The organism is Bifidobacterium sp. W8103, assembly GCF_016100775.1.
GTDB classification, from domain to species: Bacteria; Actinomycetota; Actinomycetes; order Actinomycetales; family Bifidobacteriaceae; genus Bombiscardovia; species Bombiscardovia choladohabitans.
Genome location: NZ_JACFRV010000001.1, coordinates 105,215 through 123,989, shown reverse-complemented (window position 1 = coordinate 123,989; position 18,775 = coordinate 105,215). Strand labels below are relative to the sequence as shown.

11 protein-coding genes are annotated in these 18,775 nt (G+C 62.6%); 1 reads left to right on the top strand and 10 read right to left on the bottom strand.

Annotation, left to right across the window (positions count from 1 at the left end):
* Positions 1 to 51 precede the first annotated feature (51 nt).
* From H3U90_RS00495 to H3U90_RS00455, 9 genes are all read right to left on the bottom strand, one after another.
* Positions 52 to 855 (bottom strand): Bax inhibitor-1/YccA family protein, encoded by an 804-nt coding sequence (locus H3U90_RS00495; protein ID WP_198176603.1) that lies wholly within the window; start codon positions 853 to 855, stop codon positions 52 to 54.
* Positions 856 to 1,182: 327 nt separating this feature from the next.
* Positions 1,183 to 4,452 carry an RCC1 domain-containing protein gene (locus H3U90_RS08370; RefSeq protein ID WP_198176602.1) on the bottom strand — a complete coding sequence of 1,090 codons (3,270 nt, stop codon included), beginning with the start codon at positions 4,450 to 4,452 and terminating at the stop codon, positions 1,183 to 1,185.
* Positions 4,453 to 4,648: 196 nt separating this feature from the next.
* Complete coding sequence (locus tag H3U90_RS00485; protein WP_198176601.1) at positions 4,649 to 4,795, bottom strand: hypothetical protein; 147 nt, start codon at positions 4,793 to 4,795, stop codon at positions 4,649 to 4,651.
* Positions 4,796 to 5,299: 504 nt separating this feature from the next.
* Positions 5,300 to 8,509, bottom strand: a complete 3,210-nt coding sequence (locus tag H3U90_RS08365) for an RCC1 domain-containing protein (protein WP_198176600.1) — start codon at positions 8,507 to 8,509, stop codon at positions 5,300 to 5,302.
* A gap of 187 nt (positions 8,510 to 8,696) precedes the next feature.
* Positions 8,697 to 8,843 (bottom strand): hypothetical protein, encoded by a 147-nt coding sequence (locus tag H3U90_RS00475; protein ID WP_198176599.1) that lies wholly within the window; start codon positions 8,841 to 8,843, stop codon positions 8,697 to 8,699.
* Positions 8,844 to 9,370: 527 nt separating this feature from the next.
* Positions 9,371 to 12,586: an RCC1 domain-containing protein gene (locus H3U90_RS00470; protein WP_332460562.1), complete on the bottom strand. Its 3,216-nt coding sequence runs from the start codon at positions 12,584 to 12,586 to the stop codon at positions 9,371 to 9,373.
* A gap of 238 nt (positions 12,587 to 12,824) precedes the next feature.
* Positions 12,825 to 12,974, bottom strand: a complete 150-nt coding sequence (locus H3U90_RS00465; protein WP_198176597.1) for a hypothetical protein — start codon at positions 12,972 to 12,974, stop codon at positions 12,825 to 12,827.
* 514 nt (positions 12,975 to 13,488) lie between these two features.
* The gene (locus tag H3U90_RS00460; protein ID WP_332461079.1) at positions 13,489 to 16,320 is read right to left on the bottom strand and encodes an RCC1 domain-containing protein; all 2,832 of its coding nucleotides are present in this window, start codon (positions 16,318 to 16,320) and stop codon (positions 13,489 to 13,491) included.
* A 238-nt stretch (positions 16,321 to 16,558) separates the two neighbouring features.
* Complete coding sequence (locus H3U90_RS00455; protein ID WP_198176595.1) at positions 16,559 to 16,705, bottom strand: hypothetical protein; 147 nt, start codon at positions 16,703 to 16,705, stop codon at positions 16,559 to 16,561.
* Between the two features lie 286 nt (positions 16,706 to 16,991).
* Between H3U90_RS00455 and H3U90_RS00450 the strand changes: the two genes are divergently transcribed.
* Entirely contained in the window at positions 16,992 to 17,831 is an 840-nt protein-coding gene (locus tag H3U90_RS00450; protein WP_198176594.1) for an aldo/keto reductase, read from the top strand.
* A 120-nt stretch (positions 17,832 to 17,951) separates the two neighbouring features.
* Here the strand turns inward: H3U90_RS00450 and H3U90_RS00445 are convergent, their stop codons facing one another.
* Positions 17,952 to 18,662: a GTP pyrophosphokinase gene (locus H3U90_RS00445; protein WP_045924161.1), complete on the bottom strand. Its 711-nt coding sequence runs from the start codon at positions 18,660 to 18,662 to the stop codon at positions 17,952 to 17,954.
* Positions 18,663 to 18,775 lie beyond the last annotated feature (113 nt).

Below are 18,775 nucleotides of genomic sequence, written 5' to 3'. Positions count from 1 at the left end.
AGATACAAAAATCCCCGCCCCCCGATGCCAGGGGCGGGGATTTTCTTTTTGTCAGTTGCGGTCGCCGACCAGATCCAGGATGTAGAGGAAGAGGTTGACGAAGTCCAGGTAGAGGTTGAGGGCGCAGAGGATGGAGACCCGCTTGATGGCCTCCGGCCCCTGGCTGCGGTAGGTGGCGAAGATGGCCCTGGTCTGCTGGGCGTCATACATGGTCAGCCCGGCGAAGAGGATGATGCCGATGGCCGAGACCACGCGCAGGGCCGTGTTGGAGGGGGCCACGAAGAGCATGACCACCTCGACCAGAATCAGCATGAGCAGGCCGGCCATGAAGATGGACCCCATGCCCAGCATGTTGCGCCGTGTGGTCAGCGCCAGCATGCTGAGGACGAAGAAGAAGCCTGCGGTGATCACCAGGGTCAGCATGATGGAGGGCAGGGAGTAGGTCATGAAGATGGTGCTCAGGGTGAAGCCCATCAGGGCCGCATAGAGGTAGAACATGACCCGGGCGGTGGAGGTGCGCATGCGCATAACCCGGAAGCTCAGAATCATGGCGAAGGCCACCTGGACCACCGCCATGCCGATCCAGCCCAGGGCACCCGTGGCCTGCATGAAGGCCAGGAGCAGTCCGGTGCGGGCAGTCAGATAGGCAGTCAGGGCGGTGACCAGCAGGCCGACGGCCATCTCCGCATAGGCGCGGGACATGGAGACCCGCTCCGCCTTTTCAAAGCTGTATGCTGCGTTGGTGTCGATGGGCGAACCCATACCGTAGGGCTCACCGCCCTGCATGGTCGGCATCGGCTGCTGTGTGTACTGACCGTATGGGGCCTGCGGCCGCGGATTCCCGTTGAAAGCCATCTGCTCCTCCTTGTCTTCCCGTCTGTGGCGGGATGGTCGTCTTGTTCAATTCTACATGGCCGGTTTGGCCATATAACAGGTGTTTGCTCTGGTTGGAATCAGGTGGGGATGGCCGCCATGGCGGGGTGGTTGCATGCCCGTATCCCGCCATGGCGGTTGCCCCTCTCCTGATGTGCCGTCCAGACTTTGCAGGCTGGACGGAGTGTGGTGGGGGCGCGGGAGGGATGTGTCGGCTCTCTTGGGGTTTGAGCCTTGATTGACACGTTTCCTCCCTGCTCCCCCTGTATGGGCCGGGGGCGGGGGGATTGATACGCCGCCCGGCCGCTCTTACTCGTGCGAAGCGTATGACAGCTGGTGTTGTTCCCTGCGGTGGCGGCGGGATGCGAGGACCCCGCCCATGCCGGTCATGCCTGTGGCCAGGGCGAGCAGGATGCCTTCCCCGCCTGCTTGGGGGAGCACGCCTGCGGGCAGGTACGTGTATCGGAGGGAGGTGTCCGGCGTTTGGGGTGCGCCGCCCAGCGTGTAGTCCACGCTGACCGTGACCGTGCCCGGCTGGTGCGCGGGCGTGAACACGGTCACGCTACCTCCATCACCACGCGTCAATCCTGTTGCGGTATTGCTGTCGAATCTGACGCCGGTGATCACCGGTGTCAGGTTGAACGACACCGGCACAGGGACAGGACTCTGAGCTTGATAGTAGGATCCTGTGGGGATGCTGTCGTTGCCGAGTTGGCCATATCTGTTGTGTCCCCAGGCGTAGGCGTTGCCTTCGCTGCCCAGGGCCAGCGAATGATCGCCTCCACCGCTGACCTGGGTGGCTTGCAGTCCTTGGCTCTTGTCGGTGGGGCTGGCGGGGTCGCGCACGCGCGCAGGAACCGGATTCGCATAGGAATTGCTGGTGTTGTTGCCGAGCTGGCCATACGAGTTGTATCCCCAGGCGTAGGTGTTCCCATCGCTGCCCAGGGCCAAGGAATGAGCCCATCCGGCGCTGATCTGTAGGTAGGTGAAATCCTTTGGCAGGTCCGGGTACGTCTTTCGATCAGGCGTCTTCACCCTGACCGGCGCATGCCGCTCGGTGGTCGTCCCGTCGCCGAGCGAGCCAAGGCTATTGTCTCCGCAGGCATAGGCGTTGCCGTCGCTGCCCAGGGCCAGGGAATACTGGTCTCCGGCGCTGACCTGCAGGTAGGTGAAATCCTCAGGCAGGTCCGGGTACGTCTTGCGGTCGGGTGTCTTCACCCTGACCGGCGTAGTCTGGCTGTAGCTGCCGTTGCCGCCGAGTTGGCCAAAGTAGTTGTATCCCCAGGCATAGGCGTTGCCGTCGCTGCCCAGGGCCAGCGAATGTGTCTCTCCGGCGCTGACCTGCACGTAGGCAAAATCCGTAGGCACGCCTGCAAGCTTCCCCACTTTGACCGGCGTAGTCTGGCTGTAGCTGGTCGTCCCGTCGCCGAGTTGGCCATTGCTGTTGTCTCCGCAGGCGTAGGCGTTGCCGTCGCTGCCCAGGGCCAGCGAATAAGAGCTTCCGGCGCTGACCTGCACGTAGGTGAAATCCTTTGGCAGGTCCGGGTACGTCTTGCGGTCGGGTGTCTTCACTCTGACCGGCGTATGCCGGCTGGTGGTCGTCCCGTCGCCGAGCTGGCCACTACCGTTGAATCCCCAGGCGTAGGCGTTGCCGTCGCTGCCCAGGGCCAGGGAATGAGTGGCTCCGCCGCTGACCTGCACGTAGGTGAAATCCGCAGGCAGGTCCGGGTACGTCTTGCGGTCGGGTGTCTTCACTCTGACCGGCGTAGACCGGGCGGTGGTCGTCCCGTCGCCGAGCTGGCCAGCGTTGTTGCGTCCCCAGGCGTAGGCATTCCCGTCGCTGCCCACAGCCAAAGAAAAACCATAGCTGGTGTCTTTTGATCCGCTGATTTGGTTGAACCTGATGCCTCGGCTGGTGTCTGGCGGGGTGATGGTGGTGGATTCCCTGCCCAGCTGGCTGCCCTTGCCGGGGCTGATGCTCCACGTGCTGTTCCGGTCTGCGGGTGTCCACTTGGCGGTCAGGGTCAGGTCCTTGTCGACGGGCTTGCTGAAGTCGTAGGCGACTCCGTCGATGAACCATCCGTCGAACCGGTAGTCTTTGCGCGTCGGGTCGGGCGAAGGTCTTTGCACTCTACCGTACGGGTAGGGGACCTGTTGCAGGTCCGGCGCCTGGCTTTCTCCTCCTGCTGTGTCGAAGCTGACCGTGTATGTGGTGTCTGTCTGTGTGTCTCTGGTCAGCTTCTGGTCGACCGTGTAGTTGAGGCTTCTGTTGAAGGGCTGGCCGTCCTGTTTGCCGATGATAGTGATGGTGGCTTGTCCCGGCTTGTGGGCGGGAGCCTCTGTCTGCCAGGAATCGTCTTTCTTGCTGATTTTGAGCGGCTGGCCGTCCATGCTGGCTGATTCAAGTATGGGGGTGGAGGTGGTGTTGAGTCTGGCTGGCTTGCTGGGATTGCCTTGGGCGTTCAGGCTCCACGTGAATATGCTGCCCTGCTTGTCTATGGCGGTGATTCTGTTGCCGGCTTCGGTGGCCTGCGTGTAGGGCTGGTTCCCGTTGCCTGCGCGCACGGGCCTATTGCCAGGCTTCCAGGACCATACATGGCCGTCCGTGTCGGTGATGATGGCTTGGTCCTTGTTGGTGGTGATCCGGCTGGCCTGCACTCCGTCCGGCAGGCCGGCGGTTGTGGGACTGATTGTGCTGTCGACCAGGTACCAGAGCTGTCCCTTTGAATCCAAGAGAAGGAATCCCCTGCTAAAGGCTTGGGCTTGGACGGTGCGCGTGCCCGGAGCCTGCTTGACGCGTTCGGGTTTGACGCTTCCGGTATTAGCCGTGTCCCAGGTCCAGGCTTGCCCTTCAGCGTCCAGGGCGAGGATGCGGCTGGCGGAGGCGGCAGTGATTACGGCCTGAGTCGTTGCGGGCAGGCTGAGTTTCGCCTGTTCGGCGGGCTTTGGGTTAAGATTCTGCCTGCTTGTCAGTCCAGTTTGGAAGGTGTAGACCTGTCCCTGCTGGTCCACTGCCAAGAGCCGATCGCCGTTCATGCTAATGCGGGTGAACCCGGCGTTATGTTTTGAGTCGAGAATGGTGGGCGTTGCTTGTCCGCTGTTCCAGGTGTAGATGTGTTGGTCGGATCCTAAAGCGGCCTGCCATCGGCTGCCGGTCGCGGCCTGTAGGTAGTGGAACCTGTCGGGAGCCTGGGCGGGGGAGGGCACCTGTTCAGGCGTGCGGTCTTGCGTCCATGTGTAGATGCGGCCGTCGCCGGTAAGGTCGATAAACTGGTCTCCTGCGGCTTGGATGCTGACGTAACAAGGTTCCTGCCTGCCGGGCGGGCTGATGGTCAGCCGTGCGCCGGAGATGGGCCCGCGGTCCGGGCTCAGCGTCCAGTCAGTTATCTTGGTCCACCTGGCTTTCAGCGTCGTGTCTTGGAGGATGGGGGTCTGAAAATCAAAAGGCTGGCCGTCAAGCGTCCACCCGTCGAACCGGAAGCCCTCACGCTGAGGATTCTGCTGCGGGGGAGTGGCGAGGGTGCCGGTTTTCACAGTTGACTGAGTAGGTTTGCTGCCGTCGGCCGGATCGAAAAGCACTGTATGCGAAGCTTGATCATCAGTCTTATCGGATGGTTCGGTTGAAGCGGATTCTGGACTGCCTGTAGCGTCCGTCGGCGATGACGGGGTGCCAGGGCTCGGTGTTGCGGAGCTTAATGGTGTGGTGGTTTGTATTGGTGATGGTGTGGGTAGTGGTGTGTTGGTTGCGTTGCTGGAGGAAGTGCCGGGGGTTTGCTTAGCTACGCGAGGGGTCTGACGACCCCCCCCCCCCGGTGAGTATGGGAGCGTCCGCCTGGGCGGATGCGACACCCAGGCCTGCCAGTAGTCCCAGCAGGACGGTCATCATCGCCGTGATGCGACGCAGACGGGAAACCAGATGCATGAAACCAAAACCCCTTCACCAAACACCAAGCGGAATCAACACCGCCTGCCTACGTAAGTTCTACCCGTCGGAAAGCCGTGCTGTCTATCAATGCCAGCCCTGCATCGGATTACAGGAGCCATGGCATAAGCCAGCCGTCTTCTCGACGTCCCCCGCTTTTCACCCTACCACCCGGTCCGCAGACAACACACATAAGCCAGAGCCAGCCGTCCGAAGACAACGAGTTCGGCAGCTGACGTTACGGAATTATGCCAGGACGGGGAGAACAGGCAGAGGCCAGGCTTGTCCGGGTGGTAAGCCCTGTTGCCTGCCCTGCTGTGTTCATCTCCCTTCCTGGGCGGAAACAAGAGAGGTCTGCCTGTATCCCCACAGGCGGAAGTGTGGTGGGGGCGCGGGAGGGAAGTGTCGGCTCTCTTGGGGTTTGAGCCTTCAGTGACACGTTTCCTCCCTGCTCCCCCTATGTAGGGCCGGGGGCGGGGGGATTGATACGCCGCCCGGCCGCTCTTACTCGTGCGAAGCGTGAAGCAATTGGTGTGTTTCCCTGCGGTGGCGTCGGGATGCCAGGACCCCGCCCATGCCGGTCATGCCGGTGGCCAGGGCGAGCAGGATGCCCTCCCCTCCGGCTCGGGGGAGCACGCCTGCAGGCAGGTACGTGTACTTGAGGGAGGTGTCGGTCAGCGTGCTTCCTGCGCCGCCCAGCGTGTAGTCCACGCTGACCGTGACCGTGCCAGGCTGGTGTGCGGGCGTTGTCACGGTGACGCTGCCGCCGTCGCCGCGCGTCAGGCCTGACACGGGGGTCTGGTCGAACCTGACGCCGGTGATCACCGGCATCAGGTTGAACGACACCGGCACAGGGGTCAGACTTCGACTTCCTGCATTGGGATTGCCGAGCTGGCCGTACTGGTTGTCTCCCCATGCTTTGGCGACTCCATCCGTGCCTACTGCCAGCGAATGCTGCCATCCTGCGCTTATTTGCACAGGGTTCAGCCAGGGTTCGGCTGAGCTTGTGGACTGCGCGGACGCTAGCACCTTCACCGGGGAATGCCGGTCACTGGTGGTGTTGTCGCCGAGCTGACCATAGTCGTTGCGTCCCCATGCCCAGGCGTTCCCCTCCTTGTCAAGTGCAAGCGAATGATAGAATCCGGCGCTGATTTGCGTGGCAGCCACTGTGCCTGCGTCCTTAGGGTATTGCACTCGCACGGGGACAGGATTCGCGTATGTTTTGCCGTTGCCGAGCTCACCATGGCCGTTGTATCCCCATGCCCAGGTGTTCCCGTCTTCGTCGATGGCCAGTGCATGCCAGCCGCCGGCGCTCACCTGGACGGCCTTCAGCCAGGGGCCTGCTGCGGCTGTGGACTTGCCGGTGGCGAACACGCGGCTGGGCGTGGGGTGGAAGATGTTGGTGCTGATACCGTCGCTGGTGTTGTTGCCGAGCTGGCCGTAGGCGTTGTAGCCCCATGTGTACACGTACCCGTCCTGGCCGAGGGCCATGTCGAAGGACCAGCTGGTGCTGATCTGCACGGCGTGGAGGACGCCGCTCGCATCCGAAGGATCCTTGACCGTTATGGGCACGGTCTGCGCGCTTGAGCAGTCATAGCCCCATCCTCTGGATATGCTGCCCCAGGTGTATACGGTGCCGTCGGCGGCCAATGCCATGGAGTTCCAGGCTCCTGCGGCGACCTGGATGGCTTTCAGCCCTTCGCCGGTGTTGCCGGGCCCGTGCACGCGCACGGGGGTTGACGAATTGGACTTGGTGTTGTTGCCGAGCTGCCCGTGGTCGTTGAGCCCCCAGGCGTACACGTACCCGTCGCTGCCGATGGCCAGCGAATGATAGCCGCCGGCATCAGCCTGCACGTAGGTGAAATCCGCGGGCGCGCCTGCAGGCTTCGGCACCGGGACGGGCGTGTTCCGCTGGGCGGTCGTGCCGTTGCCGAGCTGGCCGAACTTGTTGTTGCCCCAGGCGTACGCGTTCCCGTCGCTGCCCACAGCCAGAGAATACCCCGTCAGATCAGCGATCACGTAACCTCCGCTGCTGACCTGGCTGAACCTGATGCCCCGGCTGGCGCTGTCAGGCGGGGTGATGGAGGTAGTCTGATTGCCCAGCTGGCTGCCCTTATCGGGGCTGATCCTCCACATGTTGCTTGCGTTTTCTGGCGTCCAGTGGGCGGTGAGGGTGAGGTCTGTGGTGACGGGCCTGCTGAAATCGTAGGCGACCTGCCCGGTGAACCACCCGTCGAACTGGAAGCCTTCGCGCGTCGGATCAGGCGTGGGGCGCTGGACTCTGCCGTAGACCGGCTGGATGCTCTGGTCCTGTGGGGTCGGGCCTCCTCCGCTCGCGTTGAAATGGACCGTGTAGGTGGAATCCTGCTGGTCGTCTCTGGTCAGCGGCTGGTCGACCGTGTAGTCGAGGTTTCTGGTGAAAGGCTTGCCATCCTGCCTGCCGGCGATGAGGATGACGGCTTGCCCGGGCTTATGGGCGGGCATCTCCGTCTGCCAGGAACCGTCTTTCCTGCTGAGCGTCAATGCTTGCCCGTCCATGCTGGCTGATGCCAGGGTGGGGTCGGTGCTGGTGTCGAGTCTGGCTGGCTTGCCAGGCTGACCCTGCCCGTCCAGGCTCCACGCGAGCATGCTGCCCTGCCTGCTGACGGCGGTGATCCTGCCGCCGGCAGCGGCGGCCTGCACGTAGGCTTGGTTCCCGTCGTCCGCGCGGATGGGTGTCTTGCCGGGCTTCCAGGCCCAGACGTGGCCGTCGGTATCAGTGATGACGGCCTGATCCTTGTTGGCGGTGATCCGGCTGGCCTGCACGCCGTCCGGCAGGCCGGAGGCTATGGGGCTGGTTGTGCCGTCGACCAGGTACCGGGCCTGTCCCTTTGCATCCAAGAGCAGGAACCCCTGGTTGAGGGCCTGGGCCTGGACGATACGGGTTTCCGTCTGCTGCTTGATGCGTTCGGGTTTGACGCTTCCGGTCTTGCTCGTGCCCCAGGTCCAGGTTTGCCCGGCCGCGTCCAAGGCGAGGATCCGGCTGGCGGAGGCGACGGCGGTGACGGCTTGCGCCTTTCCGGGCAGACTGATTGTTTCCTGTTTGTCGGGCTTCGGGCTCGTGCTCTGGCTGTCTTGGAAAGCGTGGACCTGTCCCTGCCGGTCCACCGCCAGGAGACGCTCGCCGGTCAGGCTGATACTGGTGAACCTGGTGTTTCGGCCGGTGTCAAGCATTGTGGGTGTGGCCTGCCGACTGTTCCAGGTGTAGATCCGCTGGTCGGATCCCAGGGCGGCCTGCCGGCGGCTGCCGGCTGCGGCCTGCAGGTAGCGGAACCCGTCGGGAGCCTGGGCGGGGGCGGGAACCTGCTTGGGTGTACTGTCCTGCATCCATGTGTAGATGCGGCCGTCGCCGGTCAGGCCGAGGAACTGGTCTCCTGAGGCGTGGATGCTGGCGAACTGAGGCTCCTGCAGGTTGGGCGGGCTGATGGTCAGCCGGGCGCCGGAGACGGGCCCATGATCAGGGTTCAGCGTCCAGTCCGTGGTCTTCGACCACTGGGCTTTCAGGGTCGTGTCCTGGAGGATGGGCGTCTGCAAGTCGAAAGGCTGGTTGTCGTATGTCCACCCGTCGAACCGGAAGCCCTCACGTTGAGGATTCTGCTGCGGGGGATCGGCGAGGGTGCCGGTCTTCACGGTCGCCTGGGTGGGCTTGCTGCCGTCGGCCGGGTCGAAGCGCACTATGTGCGAAGCCTGACCATCCCTCTTTTCGGCTGGTCTGGCCTGGGCGGAGCCTGTGCTGCCGGGTGTTCCCGTCGTCGATGACGTGGTTTCTGGACTTGCTGTTGGGTTTAATGGTGTGGTGGTTTGTATTGGTGATGGTAGTGGTGTGCTGGTTGCGTTGCTGGAGGAAATGCCGGAAGTTTGCTTAGCTACGCGAGGTGTCTGACGACCCCCCCCCCCCGGTGAGTATAGGAGCGTCCGCCTGGGCGGATGCGACGCCCATGCCTGCCAGCAGGCTTAGCAGGACGGTCATCATCGCCAGGATGCGACGCAGACGGGAAACCAGATGCATGAAACCAAAACCCCTTCACCAAACACAAGCAGAGTAAACACCGCTTGCCTATAGCCTTAACGTTCTCCTGTCGGAAAGTTGCCCAATGCTCAACGTCAGTCCGTGCAACAGATTGCGCGAATCTTGACAGAAGCCAGTTGTCTTTTGGACATCCCCCTTTGTCACCCTACCACCCGACCCACAGACAACACACACGAGCCGGGTCAGTCATCGACGACAATGAATTTTTTGGTTGAGCAAAAGTAGTTGTTAACAACAGTTATCTGGAACTGAGAGCACGGACGAAGACCGAGCGGACTTGGAGTTCTGTGCCGCTTGATCGGTTTGCCCAAGTTTCCTTCTTCCCATTGCAGAGGCAGGGCGTGCATCTGCTCTCAGTTCCTGACCGCAGTAATCGGTCAGTATTGTGGTGGTGGGGGCGCAAGAGGAGTGCCGGCTCTCTTGGGGATGAGCCTTGCATGTGGCATTCCTTCGTGCGCCCCCGTTGTAAGCCGGGGGTGGGGGGATTGATCCGCCTCCGGCCTGTCTTACTCGTGTGAAGTGTGCAATAGCCTGTGCCGTTCTCTCCTGTGGCGGCGCGAGGCCAGGACCCCGCCCATGCCGGTCATGCCGGTGGCCAGGGCGAGCAGGATGCCTTCCCCGCCGGCCCTTGGGAGCACGCCTGCAGGCAGGTATGTATATCTGAGGGAAGTATCGGGCTGCTGGTGTATGCCGCCCACCGTGTAGTCCACACTGACCGTGACCGTGCCCGGCACGTGTATTGGCGTGAGCACGCTGACGCTATTGTCTTTGCCATGCGACAGGCCTGATACGACAGTCCGGTCGAATTTGACGCCGGTGATCACCAGCTGCAGGTTGAACACCACCGGCACAGGAACATATGCATTATAGGTGGAGCGGTCGCCGATCTGGCCAAAGGCGTTGTATCCACAGGCGTATGTGTATCCGTTTGGGCTCACAGCCAGCGAATGATGGTCTCCGGCAATGAACTGTGTGGCTTTTAGTCCTTTGCTCGAGTCGGTGGGGTTGGCGGGGTCGCGCACGTGCACAGGAACAGTTGAAGAGTTGCTGGTGCTGTTGCCAAGCTGGCCAAAGGCGTTGTATCCCCAGGCGTAGGCGTATCCGTCGCTGCCAACGGCCAGTGAATGATAGTATCCGCCGCTCACTTGTACGGCTTGCAGTCCTTTGCTCGTATCGTAGGGGTTGGCGGGGTCGTGCACGCGCAAAGGAACAGGATTCGGATAATGAACGCTGCTGTTGTTGCCGAGGGAGCCATTGCTGCTGTCTCCCCATGCGTAGGCGTATCCGTCGCTGCCCACGGCCAACGAATGATAGGTTCCACAGCTCACCTGTACGGCTTGCAGTCCTTTGCTCGTATCGGTGGGGTTGGCGGGGTCGCGTACGCGCACAGGAACAGACGAATCTGCATAGTAATCGTTGCTATTGTTGCCAAGCCGGCCATATTCGTTGTTTCCCCATGCGTAGGCGTATCCGTCGCTGCCCACGGCTAGCGAGTGCTCGTATCCGGCACTGACCTGCACGTATGTGAAGTCCGCCGGCAGGTCAGGATACGTTTTGCGATCGGGCGTCTTCACCCTGACCGGCGTATACCGATAGTTGTTGCTCGTCCCGTCGCCGAGCTGACCAGAGCTGTTGTATCCCCACGCGTAGGTGTTCCCGTCGGCGCCCACGGCCAGCGAATGATAGGTTCCACAGCTCACCTGTACGGCTTGCAGTCCTTTACTCTTATCGTAGGGGCTGTCGGGGTCGCGCACGCGCACAGGAACAGTCGAATACCCGCCGCTGGTCTTATTGCCGAGCTGGCCATTGTCGTTGTTTCCCCATGCGTAGGCGTATCCATCGCTGCCCACGGCCAGGGAATGGTAGTATCCGGCACTGACCTGCACATAGGTGAAGTCCGCCGGCAGGTCAGGATACGTTTTGCGATCGGGCATCTTCACCATGACCGGTGTGGTCCGGTTGGTTTTCGTCCCGTCGCCGAGCTGGCCATATTCGTTGTTTCCCCATGCGTAGGCGTTCCCGTCGCTGCCCACAGCCAAGGAAAAACCATAGGAGTAATAACCGTCGTATTTTGATCCGCTGATCTGACTGAACCTGATGCCCCGGCTGGTGTTTGGCGGGGCGATAGTGGTGGATTCGTTGCCCAGTTGACTGCCCTTGTCAGGGCTGATGCTCCACTTGTCGTTCCCGCTTTCGGTCCACTTGGCGGTCAGGGCGAGGTCCTTGGTGACGGGCTTGCTGAAGTCGTAGGCGACTTCCCCGATGAACCATCCGTCGAACTGGTAGCCTTCGCGCGCCGGGTCGGGGGTGGGGCGCTTTACCCTGCCGTAGGGGTCTGAGATGTTCTGGTCTGCGGGTTCGGGGCTTCCTCCGTCCGCATTGAAGGTGACGGTGTGGGTCGTGCTCTGCTGGTCGTCTCGTGTCAGCGGCTGGTCGACCGTGTAGTTGAGGCTTCTGGTGAAGGGCTGGCCGTCCTGCCTGCCGGTGATGGTGATGGCGGCTGGACCCGGCTTGCGTGCAGGGATTTCCGCCTGCCAGATGCTGCTGGTCTTGCTGAGTTTGAGTGGCTGGCCGTCCATGCTGGCTGATTCCAGGGTGGGGTCGGTGCTGGTGTCGAGTCTGGCTGGCTTGCCGGGCTGACCCTGCTCGTCCAGGCTCCATTTGTATATGTCGCCCTGCCTGCTGATAGCAATGATCCTGTTGCCTGCAGCTGTTGCCTGCACAAACTGCTGGTCCCCGTTGTCCGTGCGCATGGGCGCCTTGCCGGGCTTCCAGGCCCAGAGGCGGCCACCTTTGCCGACGATCATGGCCTGGTCATTGTTGGTGGCGGCCGAGCTGGCTTTCATGCCTTCTGGCAGGTTGACGGCAGTGGAATCGGCTGCGGTGTTGGCCAGGTACCGGGCTTGCCCGTCCGCGTTCAGAAGGAGAAACCCCTGGTTGAGGGCTTGGGCTTGGACGGTGCGCATGCCGGGCTGCTGTTTGATGCGTGCGGGTTCGGCTTTTCCGGTGTTGTTCTTGTCCCAGGTCCAGGCTTGCCCGTCTGCGTCCAGGGCGAGGATCCGGCTGGCGGAGGCTGCGGCGAGGACGGCCTGCGCCTGCCCCGGCAGCCTGGTTGTGGTTTGCTCGACGGGCTTCTGGTGCGGATTCTGGCTGCCTGTCTGGCTGTCTTGGAAGGTGTGGACCTGTCCCTGCCGGTCCACGGCCAGGAGCCGGTCATCGTTCATGCTGATGCTGGTGAACCTGCTGCTCTGGCTGGTGTCGAGGATCACGGGTGTTGCTTGTTGGCTGTTCCAGGTGTAGATGTGCTGGTCTGATCCTAATGCGGCCTGCGATCGGCTGCCGGTTGCGGCCTGCAGGTAGTGGAACCCGGCAGGAGTCTGCGCGGGGGAGGGGATCTGTTTGGGTGTGCCATCTTGCGTCCATGTGTAGATGCGGCCGTCGCCGGTCAGGCCGACAGTCTGGTCTCCTGCGGTTTGGACGCTGACATAGTAGGGTTCCTGCGGGCTGGGCGGGCTGATGGTCAGCCGGGTGCCGGAGGCGGGCCCGTGGTCCGGGCTCAGCGTCCAGTCCGTGGTCTTCGACCACTGGGCTTTCAGGGTAGTGTCCTGGAGGATGGGGGTCTGCAAGTCGAAGGGCTGGCCGTCAAGCGTCCATCCGTCGAACAGGAAGCCCTCGCGCACTGGGTTCTGTTGCGGGGGAGCGGCGAGAGTGCCGGTTTTCACGGTTGATTGAGTAGGCGCGTTCCCGTCAGCTGGGTCGAAGCGCACTATGTGTGAAGTGTGATCATCGGTATCGGATGGCTTGGTTGAAGCGGATCCTGTGTTGTCCGGACTGCTTGTTGACGATTGCGGGGTGTTTGGGCTTGGTGTCGTGGAGCTCAGTGGCGAGGAAGGTGTCAGCGGTGATGGCGAGGGCAGTGGTGTGTTGGTTGCGTTGCTGGGGAGAATGCCGGGGGTTTGCTTAGTTACGCGAGGGGTCTGACGACCCCCCCCCCCCGGTGAGTACAGGAGCGTCCGCCGCATTGGCGGATGCGACGCCCAGGCCTGCCAGCAGGCCCAGCAGGACGGTCATCATCGCCAACGCGCGACGCAGACGGGAAACCAGATGCATGACTCGTAAACCCCTTCACCAACACCAAGCGGAGCCAGCGGCTCGCTTAAAAGCGTCTTGTTTGCCGGAAAGCCGTCCTGTCTTTCAACGCCAACCCTGCACCGGATTGCAGGAACTGTGGCGGAAGCTAGCCGTCTTCCCGTTACCCCTGTTTTTCACCATACCACCGGTTTGACAGGCAACACACAAGCCGGATCCGAACGCCCGACGGCTGTGATTGCAGTAATTGGGCATAGTCGGCTGCTTAGGGCAATTATGAGATTGCATGAAAGGAGCTGGCTAGGATCAGGTGGGGGTGGCCGCCATGGCGGGGTGGTTGCATGCCCGTATCCCGCCGTGGCGGTTGCCCCTCTCCTGATGTGCCGTCCAGACTTTGCGGGCTGGACGGAGTGTGGTGGGGGCGCGGGAGGGAAGTGTCGGCTCTCTTGGGGTTTGAGCCTTGATTGGCACGTTTCCTCCCTGCTCCCCCTTGATGGGCCGGGGGCGGGGGGATTGATACGCCGCCCGGCCCGTCTTACTCGTGTGAAGCGTGAACCAGTTGGTGTTGTTCCCTTCGGTGGCGGCGTGAGGCCAGGACCCCGCCCATGCCGGTCATGCCCGTAGTGAGGGCGAGCAGGATGCCTTCCCCTCCGGCCTTGGGGAGCACGCCTGCGGGCAGGTACGTGTATCGGAGGGAGGTGTCGGGCGTTTGGGGTGCGCCGCCCAGCGTGTAGTCCACGCTGACCGTGACCGTGCCCGGCTGGTGCGCGGGCGTGAGCACGCTGACGCTGCCGCCATCGCCGCGGGTCAGCCCTGATACAGCTGTCTGGTCGAATCTGACGCCAGTGATCACCAGCTGCAAGTTGAACGACACCGGCACAGGAACGGAACTCTTAGCATCTCTGTAGGATCCTGTCGGGATACTGTCGTTGCCGAGTTCGCCACAGTAGTTGTATCCCCAGGCGTAGGTGTTCCCGTCGCTGCCCACGGCCAGCGAATGCCAGACTCCGGCGCTGACCTGCATGTAGATGAAATCTGCCGTCTTGCCTGCAGGCTTCCTCACTTTGACTGGCGTATACCGGTTGGTGTTCGACGCGTTGCCGAGTTCGCCATAGTAGTTGTATCCCCAGGCGTAGGCGTTGCCGTCGCTGCCCACGGCCAGCGAATAAGAGCATCCGGCGCTGACCTGCATGTAGGTGAGGCCCGTAGGCTTCCTCACCATGACCGGCGTAGTCCGGATGTAGGGGTAGCTGCTCGTCCCGTCGCCGATCTCGCCCCAGTTGTTTGTTCCCCAGGCGTAGGTGTTCCCGTCGCTGCCCACGGCCAGCGAATGAGAATATCCGGCGCTGACCTGCAGGTAGGTGAAATCTACCGTTTTGCCTGCAGGCTTCCTCACCCTGACCGGCGTACTCCGGCTGGTGGTCGTCCCGTCGCCGAGCTGGCCCCGGTCGTTGTATCCCCAGGCGTAGGTGTTCCCGTCGCTGCCCACGGCCAACGAATAAGAGCTTCCGGCGCTGACCTGCACGTAGGTGAAATCCTTGGGCAGGTCCGGGTACGTGTTGCGGTCGGGCGTCTTCACCCTGACCGGCATATGCCGGGTGGTGGTTGTCCCGTCGCCGAGCTGGCCCCGGTCGTTGTATCCCCAGGCGTAGGCGTTTCCGTCGCTGCCTACCGCCAAGGAAAAACTAGCGTCCATGCCACCGAGGTATGTTGATGCGCTGACCTGATTGAATCTGATGCCCCGGCTGGCGCTGTCAGGCGGGGTGATGGTGGTGGATTCCCTGCCCAGCTGGCTGCCCTTGTCGGGGCTGATGCCCCAAGTGCTGTTCCGGCCTGCGGGCGACCAGTGGGCGGTCAGGGTAAGGTCCTTGTCGACGGGCTTGCTGAAATTGTAGGCGACCTGACCGATGAACCATCCGTCGAACAGGAAGCCTTGGCGCGCCGGGTCGGGGGAGGGGCGTTTCACCCTGCCGTTCGCGGCGGGGAAACTCTGGTCTCCTGGTTCGGGTTTTCCTCCGCCTGTGTCGAAGTGGACCGTGAGCGTGGATCGTGGTTCGGTGCCTCTGGTCAGTGTCTGGTCGACCGTGTAGTTGAGGCTTCTGGTGAAGGGCTGCCCGTCCTGCCTGCCGGTGATGGTGATGACGGCTGATCCCGGTTTGCGGGCGGGAGTCTCAGTCTGCCATGAGCTGTTCTTTCTGCTGAGTTTGAGCGGCTGGCCGTCCAGGCTGGCTGTTTCCAGGATGGGCGCCTGGGTGCTGTCGACTCTTGCTGGCTTGCCCGGATTGTTTTGAGGGTCCAGGCTCCATGTGAACATGCTGCCCTGCCTGCTGATGGCGGTGATCCTGTTGCCGGCCTCGGTGGCCTGCATGTACTGCTGGTTTCCGTTGTCCGCCCGGGTGGGCTTGCTGCCCGGTTTCCAGGCCCAGACGTGGCCGTCCGTGCCGGTGATCATGGCCAGGCTGTCGTTGACGGTGATCCGGCTGGTCTGTACTCCGTCCGGCAGGCTGACTGGGGTCATGCTTACCGTGCTGTCGGCCAGGTACCAGGCTTGCCCGTCCGCGTCCAGGAGGAGGAACCCCTGGCTGAGGGCCTGGGCTTGAATGATGCGCATTTTGGGGTTTTGCTTGATGCTTGAGGGTTTGGCTTTTCTGGTGCTGCTCATCTCCCAGGTCCAGGCCTGCCCGTCAGAGTCCACGATGAGGGTACGACTAGGGGATGCGACGGCGGCGACGGCCTGCGCCTTTCCAGGCAGGCTGGTTGCGGCCTGCTGTATGAGTTCCGGATTCTGATTCTGGCTGTCGGCCTGTCTGGCCTGGAAGGCGTGGACCTGTCCCTGCTGGTCCACGGCAAGTAGTCGGTCGCCATTCAGGCTGATGCTGGTGAACTTGGCGTTCCGCCAGGTGTCGAGGACGGCGGGCGTTGACTGTTGACTGGCCCATGTGTAGATGTGCTGGTCGGATCCGATCGCGGCCTGCCATCGGCTGCCGGCTGCGGCCAGCAGGTAGTGGAACCCGTCGGGAGCCTGGGCGGGAGAGGGAACCTGTTTCGGTCTGCTGTCCTGCGTCCAGGTGTAGATGCGGCCATCGCCTGTCAGACCAAGGATCTGCTCTCCTGAGGCTTGGATGCTCGTGTAATAGGGTTCCTGCCTGTCGGGCGGGCTGATGGTCAGGAGGGCGCCGGTGGCGGGCCCGTGATCCGGGCTCAGCACCCAGTCCGTGACCTTCGACCACCGGGCTTTCAGGGTCGTGTCCTGGAGGATAGGGGTCTGAAAGTCGAAAGGTTGGCCGTCAAGCGTCCACCCGTCGAACCGGAAGCCTTGACGTTGAGGATTCTGTTGCGGGGGAGTGGCGAGGGTGCCGGTTTTCACGGTTGATTGTGTCGGTCTGCTGCCGTCGCCGGGGTTGAAGCGCACTATGTGCGCGGCTTGATCATCCGTCTTCGCTATTGACTTAGCCGGAGTGGGGTCTGCGCTCTCGGGTGTTCCTGTCGTCGATGACGGGGTGCCTGGGCTTGCTGTCGGGCTTAACGGTGTGGCGGCTTGTATCGGCGATGGCGAGGGCAGCAGAGTTTCTGGAGTGCTGCTGGGGGGAATGCCGGGGGTTTGCTCAGCTACGCGAGGGGTCTGACGACCCCCCCCCCCCGGTGAGGACAGGAGCATCCGCCTGGGCGGATGCGACGCCCAGGCCCGCAAGCATTCCCAGCAGGATGACAGCCATCGCCAGGATGCGGCGCAGACGGGAAACCAGATGCATCAAACCAAAACCCCTTCACCAAACACCAAACGGAATCAACACCGTTTGCCAAAGTTTTTGCCTGCCAGCGCCAGCCCTGCGTCACATCGCAGCAGCTAATGGCGTAAGCCAGCCGTTTTCTCGACATCCCCCGTTTTTCACCCTACCACCCAGTCAGAAAACAACACACGAGATGCAAATGCACGGCGGCAGGCCTTAAGCAACAGCTGATCCCATCTTGCCTGGCAGATAGAATGAACAGACAACACGTCACGGCCGCTGATCGGCCGATAAGGAGCATGACTATATGACCGGAAACGTTACCGACACCGTCATCACCCTCAACAATGGGGTCAGCATCCCCCAGCTGGGGCTCGGGGTCTTCCAAACACCCGACGGCGAGTCCACCAGCCAGGCCGTCACCTGGGCCCTGCAGGCGGGCTATCGCCACATCGACACCGCCATGATCTACCGCAACGAGCAGTCCGTGGGGGAGGGTCTGCGCCGCTCCGGTGTCGACCGGCGGGATGTCTTCCTGACCACCAAGCTCTGGAATGACGACATCCGCGCAGGGCGGGCCAAGGAGGCTTTCAAGGAGAGCCTGGACAGGCTGGGCGTGGACTACCTGGATCTCTACCTGATCCACTGGCCCGCCAAGGGCTGGCAGCAGGCCTGGGAGGACATGGAGGAGCTCTACACCCAGCGGCGGGTGCGGGCCATCGGGGTCTGCAACTTCCAGAAGCACCACCTGGACGAGCTGCACACCATCAGCGGCACCAAGCCGGCGGTCGACCAGATCGAGTCCTCGCCCCAGTTCGTCAACGACGACCTGATCGACTACTGCCACGGCACCCTGCGCCTGGACGTGGAGGCCTACAGCCCCCTGGGCGGCACCGGCGGCAACCTGCTGGCCGACCCCAGGCTCAAGGCCATGGCCGACCGCTACGACCGCTCCCCGGCACAGATCGTGCTGCGCTGGCACTTGCAGCGCGGGGTCATCGTCATCCCCAAGTCCACCCACAAGGAGCGGATCGAGCAGAACGCGCAGGTCTTCGACTTCGAGCTGAGCGATGAGGATATGAAGGCCATCACCGCCATGAACAGGGACGAGCGCACCGGTGCGGATCCCGACAACTTCGACTTCTGAGGGATGGTGGTACAGGAGGAGACCCGACCTTGAAGGCGGGGCCTCCTCCTGGGACCCGGCGGAAGCCCCAACCCTTCCACCTGGCCTGGTCTCTATGGTAAAGGATTTGTGACGATTCAGCTAATCGGCATTGCCGCTGATGGCTTCGTCGTCGGCCTCCTGCTCTTGGGGCGAACCTGAGATGTCGCGGTGGATGGACTGCATCTGCACCTCGATGTTCTGCAGGGAGCGGGCGCAGTCCAGCAGGGTCTGCGAATGCTCGGCCAGGCGGGCGTCGGGCAGGTCGGACTTGTAGCGCAGCTGGTGCTCCAGGGAGGCCCAGTAGTCCATGGCGATGGTGCGGAACTGCACCTCGACCGGCGTGTAGTGGGGGCCCGAGGTCAGGAAGACCGGCACGGCGTAGATGACGTGCAGGCTGCGGTAGCCGTTCATCTTGGGGTTGCGGATGTAGTCCTTGACCCTCAGCACCTGGATGTCCGACTGGTCGGAGAGGTAGCGGGAGACCGAGTAGACGTCGTCCCGGTAGTTGCAGATGACGCGCACGCCGGCCACGTCGAAGATGTGATCGCGCACCGAGGGAATGGTGACGGGCAGGTTCTTGCGGTGCAGCTTGCCGATCAGGGAGTCCACGCTCTTGAGCCGGCGCTCCATATGGTGGATGGGGTTGTGGCTGAACCGGACCTGGAATTCGGTGTCCAGCACGTCCAGCTTGGTCGAAATCTCGTACATGGCCCCCTCGTAGGTCTGCATGAGATTGACGAATTCTGTTATCTCGTCGATGTCCAGCTTGGGACGGTCCTTTTCGTCCAAGTCCGACAGTCGCTGCTTCATTTCGGATGCGCTCATGGCACTGTTACGGTCGAGTATCACATGAACCTCCCATGCCGCCGTTCGTAACCATGACTCATGGTACGCACAGGCCCCGATGGCCGCGGGACCCGACC